General features: G+C 65.6%; 20 protein-coding genes and 1 pseudogene. 15 read left to right on the top strand and 6 right to left on the bottom strand.

All coding sequences use genetic code 11. The features are described 5' to 3' along the window. Positions 1-371: 371 nt before the first annotated feature. Positions 372-1,082: a hypothetical protein gene (locus tag FHY19_RS09195; protein ID WP_259166351.1), complete on the top strand. Its 711-nt coding sequence runs from the start codon at positions 372-374 to the stop codon at positions 1,080-1,082. Positions 1,083-1,616: 534 nt separating this feature from the next. Here the strand turns inward: FHY19_RS09195 and FHY19_RS09190 are convergent. From FHY19_RS09190 to asnS, 5 genes are read right to left on the bottom strand one after another with little or no spacing between them, the layout of a single operon-like run. Then, positions 1,617-2,252: an FMN-binding negative transcriptional regulator gene (locus FHY19_RS09190; protein WP_259165136.1), complete on the bottom strand. Its 636-nt coding sequence runs from the start codon at positions 2,250-2,252 to the stop codon at positions 1,617-1,619. 1 nt (position 2,253) lies between these two features. After that, complete coding sequence (locus tag FHY19_RS09185; protein ID WP_259153713.1) at positions 2,254-2,589, bottom strand: hypothetical protein; 336 nt, start codon at positions 2,587-2,589, stop codon at positions 2,254-2,256. Next, positions 2,586-2,891 carry a hypothetical protein gene (locus tag FHY19_RS09180; RefSeq protein WP_046964620.1) on the bottom strand — a complete coding sequence of 102 codons (306 nt, stop codon included), beginning with the start codon at positions 2,889-2,891 and terminating at the stop codon, positions 2,586-2,588. Before FHY19_RS09180 ends, FHY19_RS09185 begins: the two co-directional genes overlap by 4 nt. Continuing rightward, on the bottom strand, positions 2,888-3,238 hold the full coding sequence (locus FHY19_RS09175; RefSeq protein ID WP_259153714.1) for a hypothetical protein: 351 nt from the start codon (positions 3,236-3,238) through the stop codon (positions 2,888-2,890). Before FHY19_RS09175 ends, FHY19_RS09180 begins: the two co-directional genes overlap by 4 nt. Before the next feature lie 28 nt (positions 3,239-3,266). Continuing rightward, positions 3,267-4,661: an asparagine--tRNA ligase gene (gene asnS, locus FHY19_RS09170; RefSeq protein WP_259153716.1), complete on the bottom strand. Its 1,395-nt coding sequence runs from the start codon at positions 4,659-4,661 to the stop codon at positions 3,267-3,269. Positions 4,662-4,879: 218 nt separating this feature from the next. Between asnS and FHY19_RS09165 the strand changes: the two genes are divergently transcribed. The 8 genes from FHY19_RS09165 (at position 4,880) to FHY19_RS09130 (ending at position 12,952) form a co-directional block, all read left to right on the top strand. Beyond that, entirely contained in the window at positions 4,880-5,218 is a 339-nt protein-coding gene (locus tag FHY19_RS09165; protein WP_259165134.1) for an iron-sulfur cluster assembly accessory protein, read from the top strand. 354 nt (positions 5,219-5,572) lie between these two features. Next, positions 5,573-6,004, top strand: a complete 432-nt coding sequence (gene rpsF, locus FHY19_RS09160) for a 30S ribosomal protein S6 (RefSeq protein ID WP_039411444.1) — start codon at positions 5,573-5,575, stop codon at positions 6,002-6,004. Positions 6,005-6,015: 11 nt separating this feature from the next. Beyond that, positions 6,016-6,246 (top strand): 30S ribosomal protein S18, encoded by a 231-nt coding sequence (gene rpsR / locus FHY19_RS09155; RefSeq protein WP_005991243.1) that lies wholly within the window; start codon positions 6,016-6,018, stop codon positions 6,244-6,246. A 269-nt stretch (positions 6,247-6,515) separates the two neighbouring features. After that, a complete protein-coding gene (gene rplI / locus FHY19_RS09150; protein WP_005991240.1) occupies positions 6,516-6,965 on the top strand; it encodes a 50S ribosomal protein L9 in 450 nt (149 codons plus the stop codon). Positions 6,966-7,117: 152 nt separating this feature from the next. Continuing rightward, positions 7,118-8,083, top strand: a complete 966-nt coding sequence (locus FHY19_RS09145) for an alpha/beta hydrolase-fold protein (protein WP_259165132.1) — start codon at positions 7,118-7,120, stop codon at positions 8,081-8,083. A 182-nt stretch (positions 8,084-8,265) separates the two neighbouring features. Next, positions 8,266-11,769, top strand: coding sequence for a chromosome segregation protein SMC (smc, locus tag FHY19_RS09140; RefSeq protein WP_259165128.1), 3,504 nt, complete (start codon positions 8,266-8,268; stop codon positions 11,767-11,769). Between the two features lie 56 nt (positions 11,770-11,825). Further along, positions 11,826-12,560 carry a cell division protein ZipA gene (gene zipA / locus FHY19_RS09135; RefSeq protein ID WP_259165117.1) on the top strand — a complete coding sequence of 245 codons (735 nt, stop codon included), beginning with the start codon at positions 11,826-11,828 and terminating at the stop codon, positions 12,558-12,560. 8 nt (positions 12,561-12,568) lie between these two features. Continuing rightward, positions 12,569-12,952 (top strand): hypothetical protein, encoded by a 384-nt coding sequence (locus tag FHY19_RS09130; RefSeq protein ID WP_259165109.1) that lies wholly within the window; start codon positions 12,569-12,571, stop codon positions 12,950-12,952. A 246-nt stretch (positions 12,953-13,198) separates the two neighbouring features. On the opposite strand, the gene FHY19_RS09125 is transcribed toward FHY19_RS09130, so the two are convergent. Next, the gene (locus FHY19_RS09125) at positions 13,199-14,323 is read right to left on the bottom strand and encodes a pyridoxal phosphate-dependent aminotransferase (protein ID WP_259165108.1); all 1,125 of its coding nucleotides are present in this window, start codon (positions 14,321-14,323) and stop codon (positions 13,199-13,201) included. A gap of 341 nt (positions 14,324-14,664) precedes the next feature. On the opposite strand from FHY19_RS09125, the gene ligA reads away from it, so the two are divergent. From ligA to gyrA, 6 genes and pseudogenes are all read left to right on the top strand, one after another. Continuing rightward, complete coding sequence (gene ligA / locus FHY19_RS09120) at positions 14,665-17,166, top strand: NAD-dependent DNA ligase LigA (RefSeq protein WP_259165106.1); 2,502 nt, start codon at positions 14,665-14,667, stop codon at positions 17,164-17,166. Continuing rightward, positions 17,163-18,125, top strand: coding sequence for an EF-P lysine aminoacylase EpmA (epmA, locus tag FHY19_RS09115; RefSeq protein WP_259165100.1), 963 nt, complete (start codon positions 17,163-17,165; stop codon positions 18,123-18,125). Before ligA ends, epmA begins: the two co-directional genes overlap by 4 nt. 442 nt (positions 18,126-18,567) lie before the next feature. Continuing rightward, on the top strand, positions 18,568-19,251 hold the full coding sequence (locus FHY19_RS09110) for a DUF3011 domain-containing protein (RefSeq protein ID WP_259165092.1): 684 nt from the start codon (positions 18,568-18,570) through the stop codon (positions 19,249-19,251). Positions 19,252-19,518: 267 nt separating this feature from the next. Next, a pseudogene (locus tag FHY19_RS22370) lies at positions 19,519-19,708 on the top strand (hypothetical protein); the annotation flags it as partial. A gap of 42 nt (positions 19,709-19,750) precedes the next feature. Next, complete coding sequence (mtnA, locus tag FHY19_RS09105) at positions 19,751-20,815, top strand: S-methyl-5-thioribose-1-phosphate isomerase (protein WP_259165090.1); 1,065 nt, start codon at positions 19,751-19,753, stop codon at positions 20,813-20,815. Positions 20,816-21,025: 210 nt separating this feature from the next. Next, a complete protein-coding gene (gyrA, locus tag FHY19_RS09100; protein ID WP_259165075.1) occupies positions 21,026-23,734 on the top strand; it encodes a DNA gyrase subunit A in 2,709 nt (902 codons plus the stop codon). The last annotated feature ends 116 nt before the right edge of the window (positions 23,735-23,850 follow it).

The raw sequence follows: 23,850 nt of genomic DNA, 5'->3' as shown, positions 1-23,850 counted from the left end.
GTGACGCCGATGGGAGCGAATGTCCGCATGGCGTGCTTTGGTTTGACGGCATTGCGTTCACGCATTGGACGTTTCATCCGTTTGTGGACGTGCACTTTCCGCTGCCGGGGCGGTGCCATGAGGTTGGTGCTGTCCGACGCCGATGCCCATGCGGTGACCGAACGGCTGGAACTGATGTGGCCGCCTTGCATCAGATCTCTGTCGGCGTTCTCGGCGCCGACAGCGATCCATCTTCATCATATGCCCGGCTGCCGTTCCGGTGATTGCTGCTGCGGGCGTGCCGAGTAGCAGCTTGATCGATCTCTGCATCCTGTCTAACTTCTTATCGGAGTTTTCTCATGTCTGGTCAACGTCATCATCAACGTCACACCTTGCGCATCACCTCGGCACTGGCCTTGTGTCTTTCGCTAGCTGCAGGACAGGCCGCTCCGGTTGGCAGCATTCCGGCCGGTGACTGGCGCGGAATCCTGTCTGCCAGCGGCGGTGCCGGCCCGGTCTATGTCCGCCTGAGCGGGCGCGCGGCGGGATCCGATGGCATCCAGACTGCGGACGTGCGATTTGGTCCTCCCTTCAATTGCGCGCTTGAGCTACAGGCGCAGCCGGACGGCTACGCGCTGTCCTCGCGCAATGGCGGCAAGTTTTGTGACGCGCTAGCCGGTGGGCGTGCCCAGCTTCAGATGTCCGATGGTGCGACCTCCGGCATGCAACTCACGCTGCCCGGCCGCGACTCGCCGTTGATCGTTGTCCTGGACCAGAGCAGCACAGGACTGGCCGAAGCCGGCCGCTGGCGCGGGGCGGGCCTGATGGCCGTGCAACTGGAGATCGTGGCGGCCACAATTCGCCCGGGCGACGTGCTTGGACGCTTGCGCTATGGCGCTCCTCGCGACTGCCAGGTGGAGTTGCGCTACGCAGGGCGTTCGGCAGGCGCGTTGAACGCCTGGATCGGGGCCAACGATAGAGGCTATTGCCGTCAGCTCAGCGATGGCCAAGCCAGCCTGCGGATCCGTGCCGACGGCAGCGCAGAGCTTGCACTTGTCTTGAACGGCCAGCGCGATACGACACTGTTCGAGCGGATGCCCTGAGGTTATTGCAGGCGCGCGTCTGCCATTGAGGACATTACTTATGTGAGTGCGAGCCAGGATGCGCGTCGGTCGCGCCGGGCGCCACCACGACTGCATCCTTCAGCGGGGCGAGGCATACATCCAGAGCCGGCAGCGCGAACGTTCGGGTACCAGCGATGTGCTGACCGGAGATGTGGAATACACGGTGATAGGGGAGGGCCGTAGCAATGTGCAATTGATCTTCGACTATTTCGATACGCGCTTTTCTATCTCTCCCAGTCATTACAAACCGTGGACCAGGGCCGACGCATTGGCTGCGCGTCGCCATCTAGGAGTCGATCCGGCGCGGTATCGACTTTGCGCCGCACGAAGCGGGCATTGGATGAGCAGAGCTGACACGACGACGAGGTGGATGGCCCCATCTGCTGATCCTGCTATGAGCCGGGTCAGGGGCAATGTCGGGTGGAGGGAAGAATTGCAGCGACAGCCAATGATGCGGCCGACGCGTCGCGGCGGTCTGGCGATCAGTCGTTGGGGTGCGCGGCCGAGGCTGTCTCAGCGTGTCGTATCGGCGTCCATCGCCGCCTGCATCAACGCTGCAATCGCGTGCGAGGCTTGGTCGGGTTGCTGTGCCAGGAACTGACTGACGCTGCGGCGATTGGCTGGCGGGTGGTTCTGACTCAACTTGAAAGTGAGTTCGATGCGGCTGGGCACGAAGCGGAACCCGACCAGGCCGCGCAGCTGGCGGCGATGGCTGTCGCGCTCCATTTCGAACAGCCAGTCGCTACCGACACGGTGCTCGAAATGCCGGCTCATGCGGTCGATCAGGTCGCCCAGGGCCGCTTCGTCGTCGACCCGGCTGCACTGGCCATGCAGGTGTGCAACCGCGTAATTCCAGGTCGGTACGCGCGCGGCGGCCTCCTTGTCCGGATACCAGGCGGGCGACACATAGGCGTGCGGCCCGTGCACCACGATCACCACATCGTCAGGTGCGCGGGCCTGTGGATTGGGGCGTGCCCAATGGCCTTCGATGATGATGGCCTCGCCATCGCGGTGATACAGCACCGGCAGGTGCGAGATTGCCGGCGCTCCGTCCTCGCCCTGACTGATCAGGGTGACGAACGGGTCGCGCGCCAGCAGCCAGTCCAGCAGCGCCAGATCGGTCTGTGCGAACGCGCGCGGTGCGTACATCTCAGGCGCGGCCGCCCATGGTCACCACCATGCGCGCACGCAGGTCGGCATCGCTGTCGCCGCGTGGCGGCGAGATTTCGTGCAGCGAGAAACCGCGCATCAGCGCGTCTTCTTCGTCCAGCCCGTCCAGTGCCACGAATTCGGCATCGAACAAGGCCGCACGCGCGGTGTCCTCGCTGTCGTAGGGCAGCGTCTTGCCATCGCTGTCCAGCACTTCGGCGGTGCCGGCGGCCTTGATACGCAGGCGCGCCCAGATCAGGGTGCGGCCGATGGTCGCCAGCCACCATTGGTCGTGGCTGTCGGAGCCGTGCGCTGCGTCGGTGTCGATGATGTTCATGCCAGTACCTTGGAAAGCAGCCCGAGCAGGGCCGCCATGCCCAGGCCGAAAAAAATGGTCAGCAGCGAGAGCCAGGCGGGTGTGGCCAGACCGGACAGCGCACCGTCGCGGTAGCTGCGGTAGCGGCGCGCCAACAACCAGCGCCATGCGGTGGGACTGATGAAGGCCGGGTCGCCGAAACTGTCCAACGCATCCGGATGGCGGTCGCGCAGGTGCACCAGGGTCAGCGGCCAGAAGATCAGCAGCGCGGTCAGCCCGGCAACGGCGACACCGACAAAACACAGCGCGAAGAACAGCGTCATACGGAATGCTCCTGGGGTGGAGCGTCGAAGCGGGCGATGATCGCAATGACGCCGACGATATTGTCGTTCAATGCATCCAGTTCTTCGGCAGGAATCCACCATTCGGTGTGATGTGCGCCGCCGACTTTCTGAATGGCGTAATTGTCGACGAACGACTTGCGCACATCGAACTGCGCCACATAGCCAACGCCGCTGTCCTTGACGTTCCAGCGCGATGCGATTTCCTCGGCATAGCGCTGATTGGTGACGGGATAGAAGATCGGCTGCTCCGGCAATCGCGGCGGCCAGCGTCGGAAGCCGGAGTCACGCACCAGGGCGTATTCCTCCGGCCCCAGCGGACGGTACATGGTCACCGTGGCCGCATCGTTGCTCACATCAGAACTCGGCGCTGCCCGGTGCGCGCGGATACGGAATGGCGTCGCGGATATTGCTCAGGCCGCACACGTAGACCACCAGGCGCTCGAACCCCAGGCCGAAGCCGGCATGCGGCACCGAGCCGTAGCGACGGAAATCGCGGTACCAGCTGTAGTGCTCCTGATCCAGGCCGAACTGCGCCATGCGCGCATCCAGCACGTCCAGGCGCTCTTCGCGCTGGCTGCCGCCGATGATCTCGCCGATGCCGGGCGCCAGCACGTCCATCGCTGCGACGGTCTTGCCGTCGTCGTTCAGGCGCATGTAGAAGGCCTTGATGTGCTCGGGGTAGTTGGTCACCACCACCGGGCGGCCGATATGTTCCTCGGTCAGCCAGCGCTCGTGCTCGGTCTGCAGGTCCAGGCCCCATTCGACCGGGAAGTCGAACTTCTTGCCCGAGTTCTGCAGCAGCTTCACCGCCTCGGTGTAGTCGATCTGCTCGAACGGGGCATTGATGAAGGCCTCCAGCTTGCTGATTGCGTTCTTGTCCACGCGCTCGGCCAGGAAGGCCAGGTCGTCGCCTCGCTCGTCCAGCACGGCGCGGAACAGATACTTGAGGAACTGCTCGGCCAGGCGCGCATCTTCGGCCAGGTCGGCGAAGGCGATTTCCGGCTCGATCATCCAGAACTCGGCCAGATGGCGCGTGGTATGGCTGTTCTCGGCACGGAAGGTCGGCCCGAAGGTGTAGACCTTGCTCAGCGCCAGGCAGTAGGCCTCCACATTGAGCTGGCCGGACACGGTCAGGAAGGTTTCCTTGCCGAAGAAGTCGCGGCTGAAATCCACCGCGCCGCTGGCATCGCGCGGCAGGTTGACCATGTCCAGCGTGGAGACGCGGAACATCTGCCCGGCACCTTCGGCATCAGAGGTGGTGATGATCGGGGTGCTGATCCAGTTGAAGCCGTTCTGGTGGAAGAAGCGGTGCACCGCCTGCGCCAGGCAGTTGCGGATGCGGGTGACCGCGCCGAACAGGTTGGTGCGCGGGCGCAGGTGCGCCACTTCGCGCAGGAACTCCGGCGACATCGGCTTGGGCTGGATCGGGTAGGTCAGCGGGTCCTCCACCCAACCGACGATTTCCACAGCGCTGGCCTGGATCTCGAACGACTGGCCCTTGCCCTGCGACTTCACCAGCACGCCCTTGGCGATCAGCGAGCAGCCGCTGGTCAAGCGCTTGATCTCGTCGAAGTTGGGCAGGGTGTCGTTGGCCACCACCTGGATCGGAGCGAAGCACGAGCCATCGGTCACGTTGATGAAGGCCAGTCCGGCAGATCCGCGCAGTGTGCGCACCCACCCCCGTACCGTGACTTCGCCGCCTTCGGGGAGCTTGCCCGCAAGCGCATGTTCAACGCTGACCACCGTCATGACTTTTCCTCGCCGTAGCGACCTTGAATGGCCTGCGAGTTTACTGGCTGCGGGCGCGCTGGCGCGAGCGCCTGAACCGCTTGCGGGTGGTCGCGCTTGTCGAAGGCTCGGCATGGCCCCATCTGGAGAGCACGTCGTATCGGCGGGTGCAGTCCTTGGTTCTTGCAGCCTCGCTATACTTGCCGTCATCGTTTCACCATCGTTTCTGGAGCACGCCCATGGCCATCAGCCTCACCCCCGCCGCGCTGGAGCGCGTGCAGCGTTTCGTGCAGCAGACCCCGGGGACGCTGGGTCTGCGCTTTGGTGTGACCAAGACCGGTTGCTCGGGCTGGGGCCACATCACCGATCTGGCGCGCGAGAAGCGCGATGACGATGCGGTGTTCGAGCAGGACGGGGTCCGCATCTTCGTGGACCCCACCAGCCTGCCGCTGGTCGACGGCACCCGCATCGATTTCGGCAAGCACGGCCTCAGCGAGACTTTCACGTTCAACAATCCCAATGCGACCGCCGAATGCGGATGCGGGGAGAGCTTCACGACCGAAGCCGAGCATCGCTGAGCCCGGCTAAGCCAAATTCCCCTGGAGGTCCTTTTCCCCTCGGGAGAAGGTGCCCGAAGGGCGGATGAGGGTACGGGGCGAAGCCTCGCGCGGTGAGGCGTCACGAGTGGCTTCGCCGCTGACCCTCACCCCAACCCCTCTCCCGGCGGGAGAGGGGCTCAAGCAGTTGCCGCGCAGATGTTCTGTTCGTAGGCCGGCCGCTAGCACAGCCCGGTTGCAGCTAAGCAACTGAACTGCCATACTTTCCTGCTTCCTGCCCGGTTCCGGGCCGGAACCCTTGCTCCACCGGCCGCCTTGCGCGGGTCACCGGGGAGCTGTCCGGCCCACGTGGCCACATCCGAAAGGTAAAACAACATGAGTCGTCATTACGAAGTCGTGTTCCTGGTCCATCCGGACCAGAGCGAGCAGGTCCCGGCCATGATCGAGCGCTACAAGTCGCTGATCGAGGGCGGTAACGGCACCATCCACCGTCTGGAAGACTGGGGCCGTCGTCAGCTGGCCTACCCGATCCAGAACCTGGTGAAGGCGCACTACGTGCTGCTCAACATCGAAGTCGACCAGGCCGTGCTGAGCGAGCTGGTGGAAAGCTTCCGCTTCAACGATGCAGTGCTGCGTCACCTGGTCGTCAAGCGCGATGGCCCGGACACCGAGCAGTCGCTGATCATGAAGAGCAAGGACGAGAAGGGCGACAAGCCCGAGCGTAGCGAGCGTCGTCGTCGTGACGATGAAGAGGGCGAAGCCCCCGCTGCCACCGATACCGACGGCGACAACGCCGAAGCCGCTTAAGGAGCGCTGTCATGTCCAAGTTCTTCCGTCGTCGCAAGTTCTGCAAGTTCACCGCCGAGGGCGTCAAGGAGATCGATTACAAGGATCTCAACACCCTGCGCCAGTACCTCACCGAGAACGGCAAGATCGTGCCGAGCCGCGTGACCGGTACCAAGTCCAAGTACCAGCGTCAGCTGGCCACGGCCGTCAAGCGCTCGCGTTTCCTGGCGCTGATCCCGTACACGGACAACCACGACGTCTAATCCGAGTCGTTGATGTGAGTTCCTCACAAGAGCCCGCACGGCTGTATGTGAGTCCCTCACAGAAGCCCGCAGTTTGTATGTGAGTCCCTCACAAGAGCCCGCACATCCATGTGCGGGTTACTTAAAAAAAATTAGAGGCCGGTCATTCGAGATGCGGTGTTGATCGTGCTTTTGCGATTCCCAAATCCCGATTCCCGAATCCCGTCTTTTCGGACAGCAAACGTTGCGTCGGCCAAAGCGCCGGCGCTAACGAATAACGGAGCACCACCATGGATCTGATTCTTCTGCAGAAAGTGACCAACCTGGGCAATCTGGGCGACAAGGTCAGCGTCAAGCCGGGCTACGGCCGTAACTTCCTCGTGCCGCAGGGCAAGGCCGTCCCGGCCACCGCTGCCAACGTCGAAGCGTTCGAAACCAAGCGCGCCGAGTACGAAGCCAAGGCCAACACCATCCTGGCCGATGCACAGAGCCGCGCCACCAAGTTCGAAGGCGCCAGCGTCACCATCGGTGCGCACGCGTCGACCGAAGGCAAGCTGTACGGCTCGGTCGGTCCGCGCGATATCGCCGAGGCGTTCACCGCCGCCGGCCTGCCGCTGGAAAAGAGCGAAGTGATCCTGGGCGAAGGCGCATTCCGCAATGTCGGCGAGTACGACGTTGTGCTGCACCTGCACGCCGATGTGGAAACCACCGTCAAGGTCATCGTCGAATCCGACGCCTGATCCTGGTCAGTGGCATCTAAGCGAAGCTGATCTTAGGGAACAGTTCGCTTGCGGCAACAACAACGGGCGCCTCAGGGCGCCCGTTGTGCGTTCGGGCGCGGCATGCTGCCGATCGTTCTCAAGCGCTGTACGGCGGTGGCGAGCCGCGACCGATGAGCCCGACGACATGGCGCGGAATCAATGCGCAACCACCCGGCACTGATCGGTTGCGGCTGGGCGCGGCGCTGGCAAGCGCCCGTTCGCCATTGGCGCGCGGGTATCGCTTCGGCAGCGTCAGCGTGCCGGTTGGCGACGATGACGCCTGTCGCTGGCGCATCCGTTTTGCGATTCCGCACGCGGTAACGCCCAGGCGTGGCGCTCCGGGGCTGTGGATGCTGGACGGCAACCGGGCGCTGGGCCTGTTCGATCCCGTGACGCTGTGGCGGCTGGCGCGCCTGCCGGTGCCGCCGGTGCTGGTCTTTGTCGACGCGGACCACGCGCTGCTGATCGACTTGCCCACCCGGGCTCGCCATTACACGTTCCAGCCGGCCGATCATCCATTCCTTGCCGCGCCCGGTGCCGCTGCAGGGCGGGTGGGCGGCGGCGCGCAGGCGCTGCACGCTGCGCTGCTGCAAAAGGCGGTGCCCGCGCTGGCGCAGCGCGTACGACTGGATGGCAGGCGGCAGGCGCTGTGGGGTCACTCGCTGGCCGGCCTGTTCGTAATGCACGCGCTGTATGCCGGCGAGGGCTGGTTTACCGATTTTGCGGCCGCCAGTCCGTCGCTCTGGTGGGGGCAGGGCGCCCTGCTGGGCACGCCCGAACACGCGCTGGTCGCGCGCGGCCTGCGTCATGCCGAGCGGCTGTGGCTGTTTCTTGGCGGCGCGGAGCGGGCCGGGCAGATCGATGCGCGCCGCCGCGATGACCCCGATCGCGCTGCGCTGCTGGCCGCGATCCAGGGCGCGCCGGCCGATGCGGCATGGCAGCTTGCCCGGCGCCTGATGGCCCTGCCGGGTCTGGATGTGCGTTACCGCCAGTTCCCTGCGCTGCACCATGCGGCGGTGTTCCAGGCGTCGTTGCGGGCCGTTTTGCGGGAGGTGGTCGGGTTGCCGGCAAGGGGCCAGGCACAGCCCAGGGTCTGAATCGACGCAGCCTCCGGACACCGGCGCTGGCGGGCCTGCCGGTGTCCGCCGTGCCCGGCCGTTATACTCAACGCCAATCGTTCGCGTGGCCCGTGTTGCTGGCGTCCTGTCGGCCAGCGCGACGCCGTTGCAACCCCGACCCGATGGCGTGCCCCGCGCCGTTGACCGAGATCCCTGTTTCCATGCGCCTGTCCACGATCAAGCTGTCCGGTTTCAAGTCGTTCGTCGACCCGACCACGTTGCACCTGCCCACCAACATGACCGGCATCGTCGGCCCCAATGGCTGCGGCAAGTCCAACATCATCGATGCGGTGCGCTGGGTGATGGGCGAAAGCTCGGCCAGCCGGCTGCGTGGCGACTCGCTGACCGACGTGATCTTTTCCGGCTCCTCGGCGCGCAAGCCGGTGTCGCAGGCGACGGTGGAACTGATCTTCGACAACTCCGATCACACCATCACCGGCGAGTTCGCCTCGTTCAACGAGATCTCGGTCAAGCGCCTGGTCAGCCGCGACGGCAACAGCGCCTACTACCTCAACGGCACCAAGTGCCGGCGTCGCGACATCACCGACCTGTTCCTGGGGACCGGCCTGGGCCCGCGCAGCTACTCGATCATCGAGCAGGGCATGATCAGCCAGATCATCGAGGCGCGCCCCGAAGACCTGCGCGTGTATCTGGAAGAGGCCGCCGGCATTTCCAAGTACAAGGAACGCCGCAAGGAAACCGAAACCCGCATCCGCCACACCCGCGAAAACCTCGACCGCCTGGGCGACCTGCGTGAGGAAATCACCAAGCAGCTGGCGCATCTGCAGCGCCAGGCGCGCCAGGCCGAGCAGTACCAGGCCTTGCAGGAAGAACGCCGGATCAAGGATGCCGAGTGGAAGGCGCTGGAATACCGCGGCCTGGATGGGCAATTGCAGGGCCTGCGCGAAAAATTGAACCAGGAAGAGACCCGCCTGCAGCAGCTGATCGCCGACCAGCGCGATGCCGAGGCGCGGATCGAAACCGGGCGCGTGCGTCGCGAAGAAGCCGCCGAAGCGGTGGCCAAGGCGCAGGCCGATGTGTACCAGGTGGGCAGCGCGTTGGCGCGCATCGAGCAGCAGATCCAGCACCAGCGCGAACTCTCGCATCGCCTGCACAAGGCGCGCGACGAGGCGCAAAGCCAGTTGCAGGAACTGACCCAGCACATCAGCGGCGATTCGGCAAAACTGGCGGTGTTGCGCGAGGCCGTGGATGCGGCCGAGCCGCAGCTGGAACAGCTGCGCGAAGACCATGAGTTCCGCCAGGAATCGCTGCGCGAAGCCGAAGCGCGGCTGGCCGACTGGCAGCAACGCTGGGAAACCCATAATCGCGACACCGGCGAAGCCTCGCGCGCCGGCGAGGTGGAGCGTACGCGTGTCGATTACCTGGACCGCCAGTCGCTGGAAGCCGACCGCCGCCGCGAAGCGTTGGTCAACGAACGTGCCGGGCTGGATCTGGACGCGCTGGCCGAGGCGTTCGAGCAGATCGAGCTGCGCCATGAGACGCAAAAGACGTCGCTGGACGGGCTGACCGAGCAGGTCGAGGCGCGCAAGCACGCACTTGGCGGGCTGCAGGAACAGCAGCGCGCCAGCCAGGGCGAGCTGGCCGAGGTGCGCAAGCAGGCGCAGGCCGCGCGTGGCCGGCTGTCGTCGCTGGAAACCCTGCAACAGGCCGCCCTTGGCCAGGAACAGGGCGCGGCGGTGGCGTGGCTGAAGTCGCGCGGGCTGGATTCGGCGGCGCGCGTGGGCGAGCGCATCACGGTGGAAAGCGGCTGGGAAAATACCGTCGAAAGCGCGCTGGGGCAGTTGATCGAAGGCGTGCTGGTGGATGCGCCCGAGCAGCTGGTCGACGCGCTGGGCGAGTTGGGCGAAGGCCGCATCGCGCTGGTGTCCAGTGCCACCGATGCCGCCACCTTCGCACCGACCTCGTTGGCGGCCAAGGTACAGGGGCCGATCGCGATTCGTCGCCTGCTGGCGCGTCTGCACGCCGCCGACGATCTGCAGGCCGCACGCGCGTTGCAGGCCTCGTTGCCGGAAGGCGACTCGGTCATTACCCGCAACGGCGAGCGCTTGGGCGAGGGCTGGGTGCGCGTATCGCGCTCCGGCGCGGCCAAGCAGGGCGCCTTGCTGCGCGAGCGCGAAATCCAGGAGCTGCGTGCGCAGATCGAAACGCTGCAGGAGCGCGAAGCCGAACTCGAGCAGCGCCTGGGCAGCTTCCGCGAGCAGCTGCTGGCGGCCGAACAGCAGCGCGAAGATGCACAGCGCCAGCTGTACATGGCGCACCGCAGCGTGTCCGAACTGGCCGGCCAGTTGCAGAGCCAGCAGGGCAAGGTCGATGCCGCGCGTACGCGCATCGAGCGCATCGAAAACGAGCTGTCGCAGTTGCTGGAAACGCTGGACACCAGCCGCGAACAGGCCCGCGAGGCACGTGCGAAACTCGAAGACGCGGTCACCTTGATGGGCGACCTGCAAGGCACGCGTCAGGCGCTGGAAGACGAACGCCGCCAGCTCACCGATGGCCGCGACCAGGCCCGCGATGCCGCACGCGGCGTGCGCGATGCGATGCATGCGCTGGCGCTCACGCTGGAATCGCAGCGCACCCAGATCACCTCGCTCAGCCAGACCCTGGAGCGAATGGACAGCCAGCGCGGCCAGCTGGACACGCGTCTGGAGGATCTGGTCGCCCAGCTCAGCGATGGCGATTCGCCGGTGGAAACGCTGGAGCACGAACATCAGGCCGCGCTCAGCGAGCGCGTCCGCACCGAGCGTGTGCTCAGCGAAACGCGCGCGCTGCTCGACAGCATCGACGGCGAGCTGCGCAGCTTCGAGCAGACCCGCCAGCAGCGCGACGAACAGGCGCTGGCGCAGCGCGAGCGCATCAACCAGCGCAAGCTCGATCAACAGGCGCTGGTGCTCAACGCCGAACAGTTGTCTGCCGCAGTGGTCAAGGCCGGCTTCGTGCTCGAAGACGTGGTCAACGGCCTGTCCGAGTCCGCCAACGTGGCCGAATGGGAAGCGGCGGTGAACCAGATCGACGGCCGCATGCGGCGCCTGGAGCCGGTGAACCTGGCGGCGATCCAGGAATACGGCGAGGCCGCGCAGCGTTCGGAATATCTGGACGCGCAGAACCTGGACCTCAACACCGCACTGGAAACGCTGGAAGAAGCCATCCGCAAGATCGACCGCGAAACCCGTGGCCGGTTCAAGGACACCTTTGATCGCGTCAACTCAGGCGTTCAGGCGCTGTATCCGCGCCTGTTCGGCGGCGGCCACGCATACCTGGAACTCACCGGCGAAGACCTGCTCGATACCGGCGTGACCATCATGGCGCGCCCGCCCGGCAAGCGCGTGTCCAGCATTTCGCTGCTGTCCGGCGGCGAAAAGGCGATGACCGCGGTGGCGCTGGTGTTTGCGATCTTCCAGCTCAATCCGGCGCCGTTCTGCCTGCTGGACGAGGTGGACGCGCCGCTGGACGAAGCCAATGTCGGCCGCCTGGCCAACATGGTGCGCGAGATGAGCGAGAAGGTGCAGTTCCTGTTCGTCAGCCATAACAAGGCGACCATGGAAGCGGCGCGCCAGTTGTCCGGCGTGACCATGCGCGAGCCAGGCGTCAGCCGCCTGGTCAGCGTGGACCTGGAAGAAGCCGCACGTTTGGCGGGTGCGGCATGACGTGCCATGCTTGTCGGAATATCGACACCTGTCACTCTTATGCGGAGGCACGCTGAATGTCCGACATGGCCATGATCCGGATCGGGATCCTGATCGCGGGAGTGCTGCTGGTCGCTGCCATTTTTCTGTTCGGCCGCCCGAAGAAGTCGCCGCAGGGACGTCGCGTCGACAAGGACGAGAGCCAACCGCGCGAACGCCGCGAGCCGGTGATTTCCGGCGATGCGGGGATTGACGCAGACGCGTTCGAGCGCAGCGAAGGCGGCGCCGAACAGAGCGAGCTCGACCTGGGCGAGCAGGATGCGGCAGGCGGCAACGACGTCGGCAAGCGCCCGAATCAGGACTTCGACAAGATCGTGTCGCTCTTCGTGGCGGCCAAGGCAGGTCAGATCCTGCGTGGCGAAGATGTGGTGGTCGCTGCGGAAAAGACCGGCCTGGTGTTCGGCCATATGAATGTGTTCCACCGCCTGGTGGAAGGGCATCCGGAACGCGGGCCGATCTTCAGCATGGCCAGCATCCTCAAGCCGGGCAGTTTCGACATGGCCAACATCCGCGAGATGCAGACGCCGGCGATCGCGTTTTTCCTGACCCTGCCGGCGCCGATGACCGCGCTGGATGCCTGGGAAAAGATGTTGCCAACCGTACAACGCATGGCCGAGTTGCTGGACGGCGTGGTACTGGATGACAGCCGCAATGCGCTGGGCCGTCAGCGCGTGGCGCATATCCGCGACGAACTGCGTGCCTACGATCGTCAGCACCAGGCACCGCCGCTGACCAAATCCCCGCGCTGGTGAGTTGAGCGATGTTGAGTCTGCAGGGCATGCTGGCAGTGGCATTGCTGCTGGTGCTGTGGACGATTCTGGCAATGCCGCTGTTGTGGATCTTTTCGCTGATCACCGCGCGCCTGCGCAAACGCCCGCGCAACTCGCCGTGGGTGGTGGGCAGTTTCGCCGCTGCCATCACCTTGCTGGTTGCCCCGGTGCCGACGCCCTTCATCAGCGTGTTCCTGCCGCATGCGATCGCGCTACTGGATCGCCGCTATTACGCGCATATCCTGCAAGGCCCGCCGATGTTGCGTGAGCTGCTGCTGTGGAATGCCGGCTCGATGGTGCTGACCTTTGTGATCAGTTATTGCTGGATCCGGCACACGCTGCGCACACCGCAGCGGGAGGCGTTGGATCGGTAGCTCTAACGCACCTCTCCCTGCGGGACGAGCACGCACGGCTTTCGCGCCGCACGCGCGGGCCGGGGCGCGGAGCAGGGGTGCGGGCACGGAGCGAAGCAGTGGCGCAGTTGGTGATTCACTATTGACGGCGCGTGGCGACGCGTTTGTCATTACATGTGTTGGCAGATCTTCGAGGCGCACCCTCATCCGCCCCTTCGGGGCACCTTCTCCCGTAGGGAGAAGGGATGACCACGCAATGCTCAGTGCTCAGCGCTTGGCTTTGGTGAATGCCTCGCGGAACCGCACCATCTCCGCCTCGGTGCCGACGCTCACGCGCACGCGCTTGGGCCAGATCGGCCAGCTGCGGCCGACGATCACGCCCTGCTTCTGCATCGAATCGACAAACACGCCGGCGTCGCGCTTGACGTCCAGCATGAAGCAGTTCGCTTGCGTGGGCAGGCAGGTGTAGCCCTTGCCCTTGAGCCAGGCGACGGTCTCATCGCGCACGCGCGCGTTGTCGGCGCGCCGGGTCTGCACCAGCTGCGGATCGCGCAGGCTGGCGATGCCGGCGGCCATCGCCGGGACCGGCAGCGGGTTGCTGCCGAAGCTGGCGAGCTTGGTCTGCAGGCCCGGCGGGGCCAGCGCCGCACCCAGGCGCAGACCGGCCATGCCGTAGAGCTTGGAGAAGCTGCGCAACACGATCAGGTCCTGGCGCTGACGCACCAGATCGACCACCGACGGCTCGTTGCTGTAGTGGATGTATGCCTCGTCGACCACCAGCACCGCGCTGGCCGGCTTGTTGGCCAGCAGCCATTCGATGTCGCTGCGCGGGGTGATGCTGCCGGTGGCGTTGCCGGGGTTGCACAGATAGATCAGGCCGGCGGTCGGGTCGGCCTTGGCCATCGCCTTGACGTCGTGCGCGCCGTCGGCCCGCAGCGGCACCTTGCGCACCGCGACGCCGCGGGCAGTGGCGCTGTCGATCACCGGGTCGAAGCTCGGGTCTGCCACCACCAGGCCGGCGCGCGCCGAGGTGAACAGGTTGCCGGCGCGGTTGAGCGCATCCCTGGAGCCGGCAAACAACGCCAGATGGTCGTTGGGCAGCTGCAGTTCGCCGGTCATCAGATTGCGCAGGTCCTGCTCCATCTCCAGCAGGTAGCGCCCCGACCGCGCCAGCGACCGCGTTGCGGCATCCAGCGCGGCCGGAGCGGGCCCAAGCGGGTGCTCGTTGAGATTGAGGTACACCGTGCCGGCCGCCGCGGCCACGCCGGGCGCTGCCGGAGCGGCAGCGCGCTTGCGGGCTGCCTCGGCCGCGGGTGCCAGCCCCAATGCGGAAACCGCCACGCCAGTGGTGGCAAGGCTGAGAAACGAACGGCGCGAGACGGGCAACGACACGGGTGAGCTCCAGATGGGGCGGCGAAGAGGGCGCCACGCTAGCGGGTTTGCGCCGGTCTGCCTATCGGGAAATCCCCGGGCGGTAGGCTGTCGGCCGTCAGCGGGCAGAGCCGTTGGTCCAGAAAGCCCGTCGAGGCCGGCTGCGCTCTGGCGCCTCCTGCCGGGTTTGCTGGCCGGCTGCGCCCCACGCTCCAGCAGCGCCATCGCCTCCAGCCTTGCGGTTGCCTGCATCGGTCCATTCAGTGAGGGGGGCATGTCGGGCGTCGTGGTCACGCCCACCATCGCTTGCGTATCGGCACGGCCCGTTAGAATGGGCGGCCCAGTGCCAGCCCAGCGATCGTATGACTGTCAGCCCGGATCCCGCTCAGCGCATCGACGCCTTGCGTCGTCGAATCGAAGACGCGAACTACCGCTATCACGTGCTCGACGAGCCGCAGATGGCCGACGTCGATTACGACCGCCTGATGCGTGAGCTGGAGGCGCTGGAAGCCGAGCACCCGGCACTGGCCAGTGCCGATTCGCCAACGCAACGGGTGGGCCATCTGGCCGCGTCGCGCTTTGCCGAGGTGCGGCATGCCATGCCGATGTTGTCGTTGGGCAATGCCTTCAGCGACGAGGAAGTGAACGAGTTCGTCCGACGCATCAGCGAGCGGCTGGAGCTCAAACAACCGGTGTTCTCGGCCGAACCCAAGCTCGATGGCCTGGCGATCAGCCTGCGCTACGAAGACGGCGAATTCGTGCAGGGTGCGACCCGTGGCGACGGCGCCACCGGCGAGGATGTCAGCGCCAACCTGCGCACCGTCAAGGCGATTCCGTTGCGCCTGCGCGGGCAGGGCTGGCCGAAGGTGCTGGAGGTGCGCGGCGAGGTCTACATGCCGCGCGTCGCGTTCGAGGCGTACAACGCGCAGATGCGCGCGCAAGGCGGCAAGGTGCTGGCCAATCCGCGCAATGGCGCGGCCGGCTCGCTCCGGCAGCTGGACGCGCGCATCACCGCGCAGCGTCCGCTGAGCTTTTTTGCCTATGGCGTGGGCGAGGTGCGCGACGGTGCCTTGCCGCAGACGCATTCGGCCATCCTGGCGCAGCTGCGCGACTGGGGGTTTCCGGTCAGCCAGCTGGTGGAGGTGGTGCAGGGCGGCGACGGCCTGTTGGCGTACTACCAACGCATCGGAGCGGCGCGCGACGGGCTGGCTTTCGATATCGACGGCGTGGTCTACAAGCTCGACGATCTGGCCGGGCAGCGCGAGATGGGCTTTGTCTCGCGCGCACCGCGCTGGGCGATCGCGCACAAGTTCCCGGCCCAGGAGCAATCCACCACGGTGGAGGCGATCGAGATCCAGATCGGCCGTACCGGTGCGGCCACGCCGGTGGCGCGACTGAAGCCGGTGCATGTGGCGGGCGTGATCGTCACCAACGCGACCTTGCACAACGCCGACCAGATCGCGCGGCTGGATGTGCGCGTGGGCGATACGGTGATCGTGCGCCGTGCCGGCGATGTGATTCCCGAAGTGGCCGGTGTGGTCGCCGATCAGCGCCCGCCGGGCACGCAGGAATGGCGCATGCCCACCCAATGCCCGGTGTGCGGGTCGGAGATCGTGCGCGAAGAAGGCCAGGCGGTGTGGCGCTGCTCGGGCGAGTTGACTTGCCCGGCGCAGCGCAAGGAAGCGTTTCGGCATTTCGTCTCGCGCCGCGCGATGGATGTCGATGGCCTGGGCGAAAAATTCATCGAAGTGCTGGTCGATAGCGGGCTGGTGCAGGGCGTGGCCGATCTGTATCTGCTCACCGTCGATCAACTGCTGCAGTTGCGCCTGATCAGCACCGCCGACAGCCCGCATGCGTTCTTGCGTGAGGCGCGTGAGCATCTGGCAACCGCTGCGTATGCGCAGCTGGAAGCCACCGTGGCGAGCATCGGCGTGGATCTGGCCGGCGAGCGCGAGGCGCCGCAGAGCTGGCAGGCCGACCTGCTGCGTGCGGGGCTGCCGAGCTTCGATTGGAACCGCCGCAAGATCGCCACCAAATGGGCCGAGAACCTGATCGAGGCGATCGAAACATCGCGCGACACCACGCTGGAACGTTTCCTGTTCGCGCTGGGCATCGAGCATGTGGGCGAGAGCACCGCCAAGGCCTTGTCGGCCTGGTTCGGCGATCTGGAGCTGATCCGCCATCTGCCGTGGCCGCTGTTCAAGCGCGTGCCCGATATCGGTGGCGAAGTAGCTCGTTCGCTCGGGCACTTTCTCGATCAGCCGGGCAATCAGCAGGCCATCGACGACTTGCTGCAACGTGGCGTGCGCATCGGCGATGCACATCCGCCATCGCCCAAGCTGCGCGATGCCCTGAGTTTTGCCAGCGTGCTGGAAGACATGGACATTCCCAAGGTGACGCCGGTGCGCGCCCAGCAACTGGCGGCAGCGGTGCCGTCGTTCGATGCGCTGCGTACTGCCGGCAGCGACGCCTTGCTGCAGGCCGGCGTGCCCGCACCGGTGGTCGCCGCGCTGCTGCAATGGCTGGATCGCCCCGAAAACGCGGCACTCGCCACATCGGCGCAGCAGGCGATGGAAACAGTGCTGGCGCGCCTGCCGGAAGCCGAGGCCGTGCAGTCCGGTCCACTGGACGGGCAGACCGTGGTGATCACCGGCACCCTGGCCGCATTGACGCGCGATGCCGCCAAGCAGCGGCTCGAAGCCTTGGGCGCCAAGGTCGCCGGCAGCGTCTCCAAGAAAACCGCGTTCCTGGTGGCTGGCGAAGAGGCCGGTTCCAAGCTCGACAAGGCGCAATCGCTGGGTGTGGAAATCTGGGACGAAGCACGGCTGCTGGCCTTCCTGGGCGAGCACGGTCAACAGCCATGACGGCAGTGCAACTGGATCTGGCCGCGCTGCAACTGCGCGCGCAGCTCAATGCCGCGATTCGCGCGTTCTTTGCCGAGCGCGACGTGCTGGAAGTGGAGACGCCGGTGCTGTCGCAGGCCGGCAACACCGAACCGAACATCGACAGCTTCAGCACCTGCTTCAGCGGGCACGTGGATGCCGGCGCGCCGGTGCGCTGGCTGCGCACCTCGCCGGAGTATTCGCTCAAGCGATTGCTCGCAGCCGGCCTGGGCGATTGTTACGAGCTGGGACGCGTGTTTCGCAATGGCGAAGCCGGCGGCCGGCACAATCCGGAATTCAGCATGCTCGAGTGGTATCGGGTGGGCTGGGACGACCGCGCCCTGGCCCAGGAAACCATCGCGCTGGTCCAGCGCGCACTGGCCCTGGTGCAGCGCCAAGCGACGGTACAGGTGTTCAGCTATCGCGAGCTGTTCGTGCAACGCCTGGGCATCGACCCCTTGCTGGATCCGGTCGACACGCTGCGTGCAGTACTGCATGACGTCGCCATCGATCCACAGGGACTGACGCGCGACGATTGGCTGGACCTGTTGATGACCCATCGCCTCCAGCCGGGCTTTGCCAGCGATACCTTGACCGTGGTGCACGACTGGCCCGCCAGCCAATGCGCGCTGGCACGGATCCGTCAGGACAGCCCGCCGGTGGCCGAGCGCTTCGAGCTGTATCTGGGCGCCTATGAAGTGGCCAACGGCTACCACGAATTGAACGACGCCCGGGAGCAACGGGCCCGCTTCATCCGCGACAACAGCGTGCGTGCGGCGCGCGGCTTGCCGCAGCTGCCGCTGGATGAGCACCTGCTGGCGGTGTTGTCGCAGCTGCCCGATTGCGCCGGCGTGGCGGTGGGAGTGGATCGGCTATTGATGGCCTTGCGCGACACTACGCAGATTGCCGACGTGCTGGCATTCGACTTCGCGCGCGCCTGATGTGTTGACAGGCAGTGGCGGCGTAGCAGGCACCGAGAGCGGTCAATGAACTGGCTGCGCGCATCGCCAGGCGGGTGTAGGCGGTACTCGGCGCGGTACGTGGTGCCCGTTGCGGGCGTCACTCCGGTTCGAGCGCACTGTTCATGCCCACCTGACGACGACTTGCCAGGCGTTCTTGGCCGCTCCTGATCCACTACGGGAATGCAGTTGTCGCGTCGCGGTAGGCCGCAGTGGGCCAGCACCGATCACGGCATAGATCCAATCGGTGCAACTCATTCCATGCAAGCAATACCGCCCGCACCCGGCAGTGCGACCACCACGATGGCGTGACGCTGCCATCCGGTTGTCATCGCCACCGTATTGCCATCTTCACATCGATGATGCTCTCATCTTCACGTCCACGGGGGCGCGACGTCGATCGTTTCGGGTGAGGATTGTTGGCATGAAGTGGCTGATCAGCTTATGCGGTTTGTGGTGCCTGCCGCTGCTGATGCTCGCTGATGCGCGTGCCGCCGAGCGGGGCTCGGGCGTGGTGCGTTGCGAATCCAAGGACCTGGCCCGCGTGCACTGCGCGATGGATGTCGCCAGCGGCGTGCAGCTGGTCCGTCAGCTCTCCGAAACCAGCTGCATCCGCGGCAGCGAATGGGATGTCGACCGCGACGGTGTGTGGGTGGAGCAGGGCTGCCGTGCCGAATTCGCTACCGCTGCGCCTGCGGCTACCTTGATGCGGCGCGTGGTGCGCTGCGATTCCAATGGCGGCAAGGTCGCGTGCCCGGTGGTGCTGCGCGGCGCGCCGGTACGCCTGCTGCGTCAGCGCTCGATGTGGCCGTGCAAGGAAGGCCGCACCTGGGGAACGCGCCGTAACGAAATCTGGGTGTCGCGCGGTTGCGACGGCGAGTTCGAGGTCGGTGCCGAAGATGGCTCCGGGTTCGTGGCGGTGCCGCGCATGGTCACCTGCGAATCGAAGAAGAGCACGCGCCGCACCTGCGGGGTGTCGGTGGAGCGCAAGGTGCGCCTGGGCCGGCAGATGTCCCGAACGCCGTGCGTGGAGGGCCAGACCTGGGGCTGGAGCCGCGACGGGGTGTGGGTCAACGACGGTTGCCGCGCCGAGTTCATCGTCGACTGAGCGGCTGACAAGCCCGTTGGGTGTCGGCCTAAGTATTGAGCGGGATGTCGGCTTGCGCCGTAGCGCGCTGATCTGTGGTTTGGTCGCAGCGTCCTTGCCCGCCCACCATCCCGGCACGTGCTGAAGGTACGTCCTCGCAAGCTGTCACGCCGTCCACGCCGCGTAAGATCCCGCGACGCTGGGCGGGCAAGGACCAGTCGAGATGGTCGGCGTGCGTGGTTTGCAACAAGCAATCGGCAGACAGCGACGCGCTGCCCTCGTTCTTCAATAAACCACTAGCCAACTGTCTGGTGCGGTGTCCTCGCCGATTGCGGGACCGTTGGCGGCATGGATGCCGCCACCGAGCCCCCATGGACGGGTTCACGGCGTGTCCCGCGAGCGGCGAGGGCACCGCGCCCTCAACCAACCGGGCGTTTGCGCTTACGCATCGCCGTGCGCGCTGCGAGCTGCCCATTGACGGCCCACTGACTGCACCGCCCCTGCGCCTTACAATAGACGCATGAACGACAGCGCCCATATCGATTACGCCCGCTACGACCACATTCGTCCCCTGTTGTGGACCGGCGATGCCCTGGAATTGCTCGACCAACGCAAGTTGCCTTTCGTGGTGGAGCATGTGCGCTGCCAGAGCAGCGATGCGGTGGCCGAGGCCATCCGTTCGCTGGCCGTGCGCGGTGCGCCGGCGATTGGTATCGCGGCCGGGTGGGGCGTGGTGTTGGCGGCGCGCGACATCGCTGCCGACGATGGCAGTGCGGCCTTGCAGAAACTCGAACCGGCGCTGTTGCGGCTCAATGCTGCGCGCCCGACCGCGGTCAACCTGGCCTGGGCATTGATGCGGATGCGTCGCGTGCTGGGCGCGGCCGGTGCCGACTGGCGCGAGGTGATTGCCCGCGAGGCACAGGCCATCGCCGATGAAGACCTGGCCGCCAATCGTCACATGGGCGCGCTCGGTGCCGGGCTGATCGCGCCGGGTAGCGGCGTGCTCACCCACTGCAACACCGGCTCGCTGGCCACCGCCGGTTTCGGCACTGCGCTGGGCGTGATTCGCGCCGGCATGGCGCAGCAACGCATCGCCAAGGTGTTCGCCGGCGAAACCCGCCCGTGGCTGCAGGGCGCGCGCCTGACCGTGTGGGAACTGCAGCAGGACGGCATCGATGCCACCCTGATCGCCGATTCGGCGGCCGCGCATCTGATGAAATCCGGCCTGGTGCAATGGGTGATCGTCGGTGCGGACCGCATCTGCTCCAACGGCGATACCGCCAACAAGATCGGCACCTATCAGCTGGCCATTGCCGCACGCCACCACGGGGTCAAGTTCATGGTGGTGGCGCCGTCGTCGACGGTGGACATGGCCACCAGCGATGGCGATCAGATCGAGATCGAACAGCGCGATCCCGGCGAGCTGTTCGGCGTGGGCGGGGTGCGGACCGTGGCCGAGGGCATCCATGCCTGGAACCCGGTGTTCGACGTCACCCCGGGGGCACTGATCGATGCCATCGTCACCGAGCGAGGGGTGATCGAGCACCCCGATCCGGCCCGAATGCAGGCCGCTTTCGGCAGCTGAGCCGGACCGGCGGCAAGGTTGCCGCCAACGTCCCGCCAAAATCCCCGCAAGTGCTTGTTTCTGGCCGTAAAGCGACGGTATCGGGAAGCCCCTTCGTGGTACAATCCGGGGCTTGAATCGATCGGCGGGAGCGTAGGGTCGGCAGCCTGTGACTAAGGCGCCCCTGACGCGGCTTTCCGGCTCGCCCGCCACCTCACTTACGGAACCCGAATGGCAGAAACCGCCAAGGAAATCATCCAGGTCAACCTGGAAGACGAGATGCGCAAGAGCTATCTCGATTACGCCATGAGCGTGATCGTGGGCCGCGCACTCCCCGATGCCCGTGATGGCCTCAAACCTGTGCACCGCCGTGTGTTGTTCGCGATGCACGAACTGGGCGCCCACAGCAACAAGGCCTACTTCAAGTCGGCGCGTATCGTCGGCGACGTCATCGGTAAATACCATCCGCACGGCGACCAGTCGGTGTACGACACGCTGGTGCGCATGGCACAGCCGTTCTCGTTGCGCTACATGATGGTGGACGGCCAGGGTAACTTCGGTTCGGTCGACGGCGACTCCGCCGCGGCGATGCGTTATACCGAGTCGCGCATGTCGCGGCTGGCGCATGAACTGATGGCCGATATCGACAAGGAAACCGTCGATTTCCAGCCCAATTACGATGAAAAGGAACTGGAACCGACGGTCATGCCGACGCGGTTCCCGAGCCTGCTGGTCAACGGTTCGGCCGGTATCGCGGTGGGCATGGCCACCAATATCCCGCCGCACAACCTGACCGAGGCGATCAACGCCTGCATCGCGCTGATCGACACGCCCGAGCTGGACGTCGAAGGCTTGATGGAATACATCCCGGGCCCGGATTTCCCCACCGCCGGCATCATCAACGGCACCGCCGGCATTGCCGCGGGCTATCGCACCGGCCGCGGCCGCGTGCGCATCCGCGCCAAGGCCGATGTGGAAGTGGCCGACAACGGCCGCGAGGCGATCGTCGTCACCGAGATCCCCTACCAGGTCAACAAGGCGCGGTTGATCGAAAAGATCGCCGAGCTGGTCAAGGAAAAGAAGCTCGAAGGCATCAGCGAGCTGCGCGATGAGTCCGACAAGGACGGCATGCGCATCTACATCGAAATCAAGCGCGGCGAGTCGGCCGAGGTTGTGCTCAACAACCTGTACCAGCAAACCCAGATGGAGTCGGTGTTCGGCATCAACATGGTGGCGCTGATCGACGGTCGCCCGCAGTTGATGAACCTCAAGCAGATGCTGGAGGCGTTCATCCGCCACCGCCGCGAGGTGGTCACCCGCCGCACCATTTACGAACTGCGCAAGGCGCGCGCGCGTGCGCATGTGCTGGAAGGCCTGACCGTTGCGTTGGCCAACATCGATGAAATGATCGAGTTGATCAAGACCTCGGCCAACCCGCAGGAAGCGCGCGAGCGCATGCTGGCCAAGACCTGGGAACCGGGTCTGGTCGGTGCGCTGCTTGGCGCGGCCGGCGCAGAGGCCTCCAAGCCGGAAGACCTGGCGCCGGGCGTGGGCCTGGCCAATGGTTTCTATCAGCTCAGCGAAGTGCAGGCCGCGCAGATCCTGGAAATGCGTCTGCATCGCCTGACCGGGTTGGAACAGGAAAAGCTGACCGACGAGTACAAGCAGTTGCTCGAGGTCATCCAGGGCCTGATCCGCATCTTGGAAAACCCGGACGTGCTGCTGCAGGTGATCCGCGACGAGCTGATCAACATCCGCGAAGAGTACGGCGACGAGCGCCGCACCGAGATCCGTCACAGCGAAGAAGATCTGGATATTCTCGATCTGATCGCGCCGGAAGACGTGGTGGTGACGCTGTCGCACGCCGGTTATGCCAAGCGTCAGCCGGTGAGCGCGTATCGCGCGCAGCGGCGTGGCGGCCGTGGTCGTTCTGCCGCAGCGACCAAGGAAGAGGATTTCATCGACCAGCTGTGGTTGGTCAATACGCACGACACGCTGCTGACCTTCACCAGCAGCGGCAAGGTGTTTTGGCTGCCTGTGCATCAATTGCCGGAAGCCGGCTCCAATGCGCGGGGCCGCCCGATCATCAACTGGATTCCGCTGGAATCCGGCGAGCGGGTGCAGGCGGTATTGCCGGTGCGCGAATACGCCGACAACCGTTTTGTGTTCTTCGCTACCCGCAACGGTACCGTCAAGAAGACCCCGCTGAGCGAATTCGCCTTCCGTCTGGCGCGCGGCAAGATCGCCATCAATCTGGATGAAGGCGATGCGCTGGTCGGCGTGGCCCTGACCGATGGCGATCGCGACGTGCTGTTGTTCGCCTCCAACGGCAAGACCGTGCGCTTCGGCGAGTCCACCGTGCGTTCGATGGGCCGTACCGCCACCGGCGTGCGTGGTATCCGCATGCCCAAGGGCGAGGAAGTGGTCAGCCTGATCGTGTCCGACCCGGCCGGTGGCATCGAGATCGAGTCCGATGAAGACGCTGCCGACGAAGTCGTCGACACCGCCGACGGCGCCGATGCAGGCGTGATTGAAGTCACCGACGACGGCAATGTGGCCTATATCCTCACCGCCACCGAGAACGGCTACGGCAAACGCACTCCGCTGGCCGAATATCCGCGCAAGGGGCGCGGTACGCAGGGCGTGATCGGTATCCAGACTACCGAGCGCAACGGCAAGTTGGTGCGTGCGGTGCTGCTGGGCGCTACCGACGAAGTGTTGCTGATCTCCGATGGCGGCACCCTGGTGCGCACACGCGGTTCGGAAATTTCGCGCGTCGGCCGCAATACCCAGGGCGTGACGTTGATCCGCTTGTCCAAGGGCGAAAAGCTGCAGGCGGTCGAACGCCTGGATGCATCGCTGGATGAAGTGGACGACGTGGCGGACGACGCGGGCGCAACCGCCGAGTCCGTCGCACTGCCACCGGCAACCGAAGAGTGATCGTGTAGCGTCATCGCTGCAGTCGAACGAAAACGCCGGCAATGCCGGCGTTTTTTTTTGCGTTCCAGTGTTACGTGCTTGGTTTGTTGCACGCGATGACATGTGCAACGCAGTGT

It is taken from the genome of Xanthomonas sp. 4461 (assembly GCF_024806475.1).
In the GTDB taxonomy this organism is placed as follows: Bacteria; Pseudomonadota; Gammaproteobacteria; order Xanthomonadales; family Xanthomonadaceae; genus Xanthomonas; species Xanthomonas arboricola_F.
The sequence above is the reverse complement of the archived record's forward strand: the minus strand, read 5'-3'. Positions and strand labels throughout refer to the sequence as shown.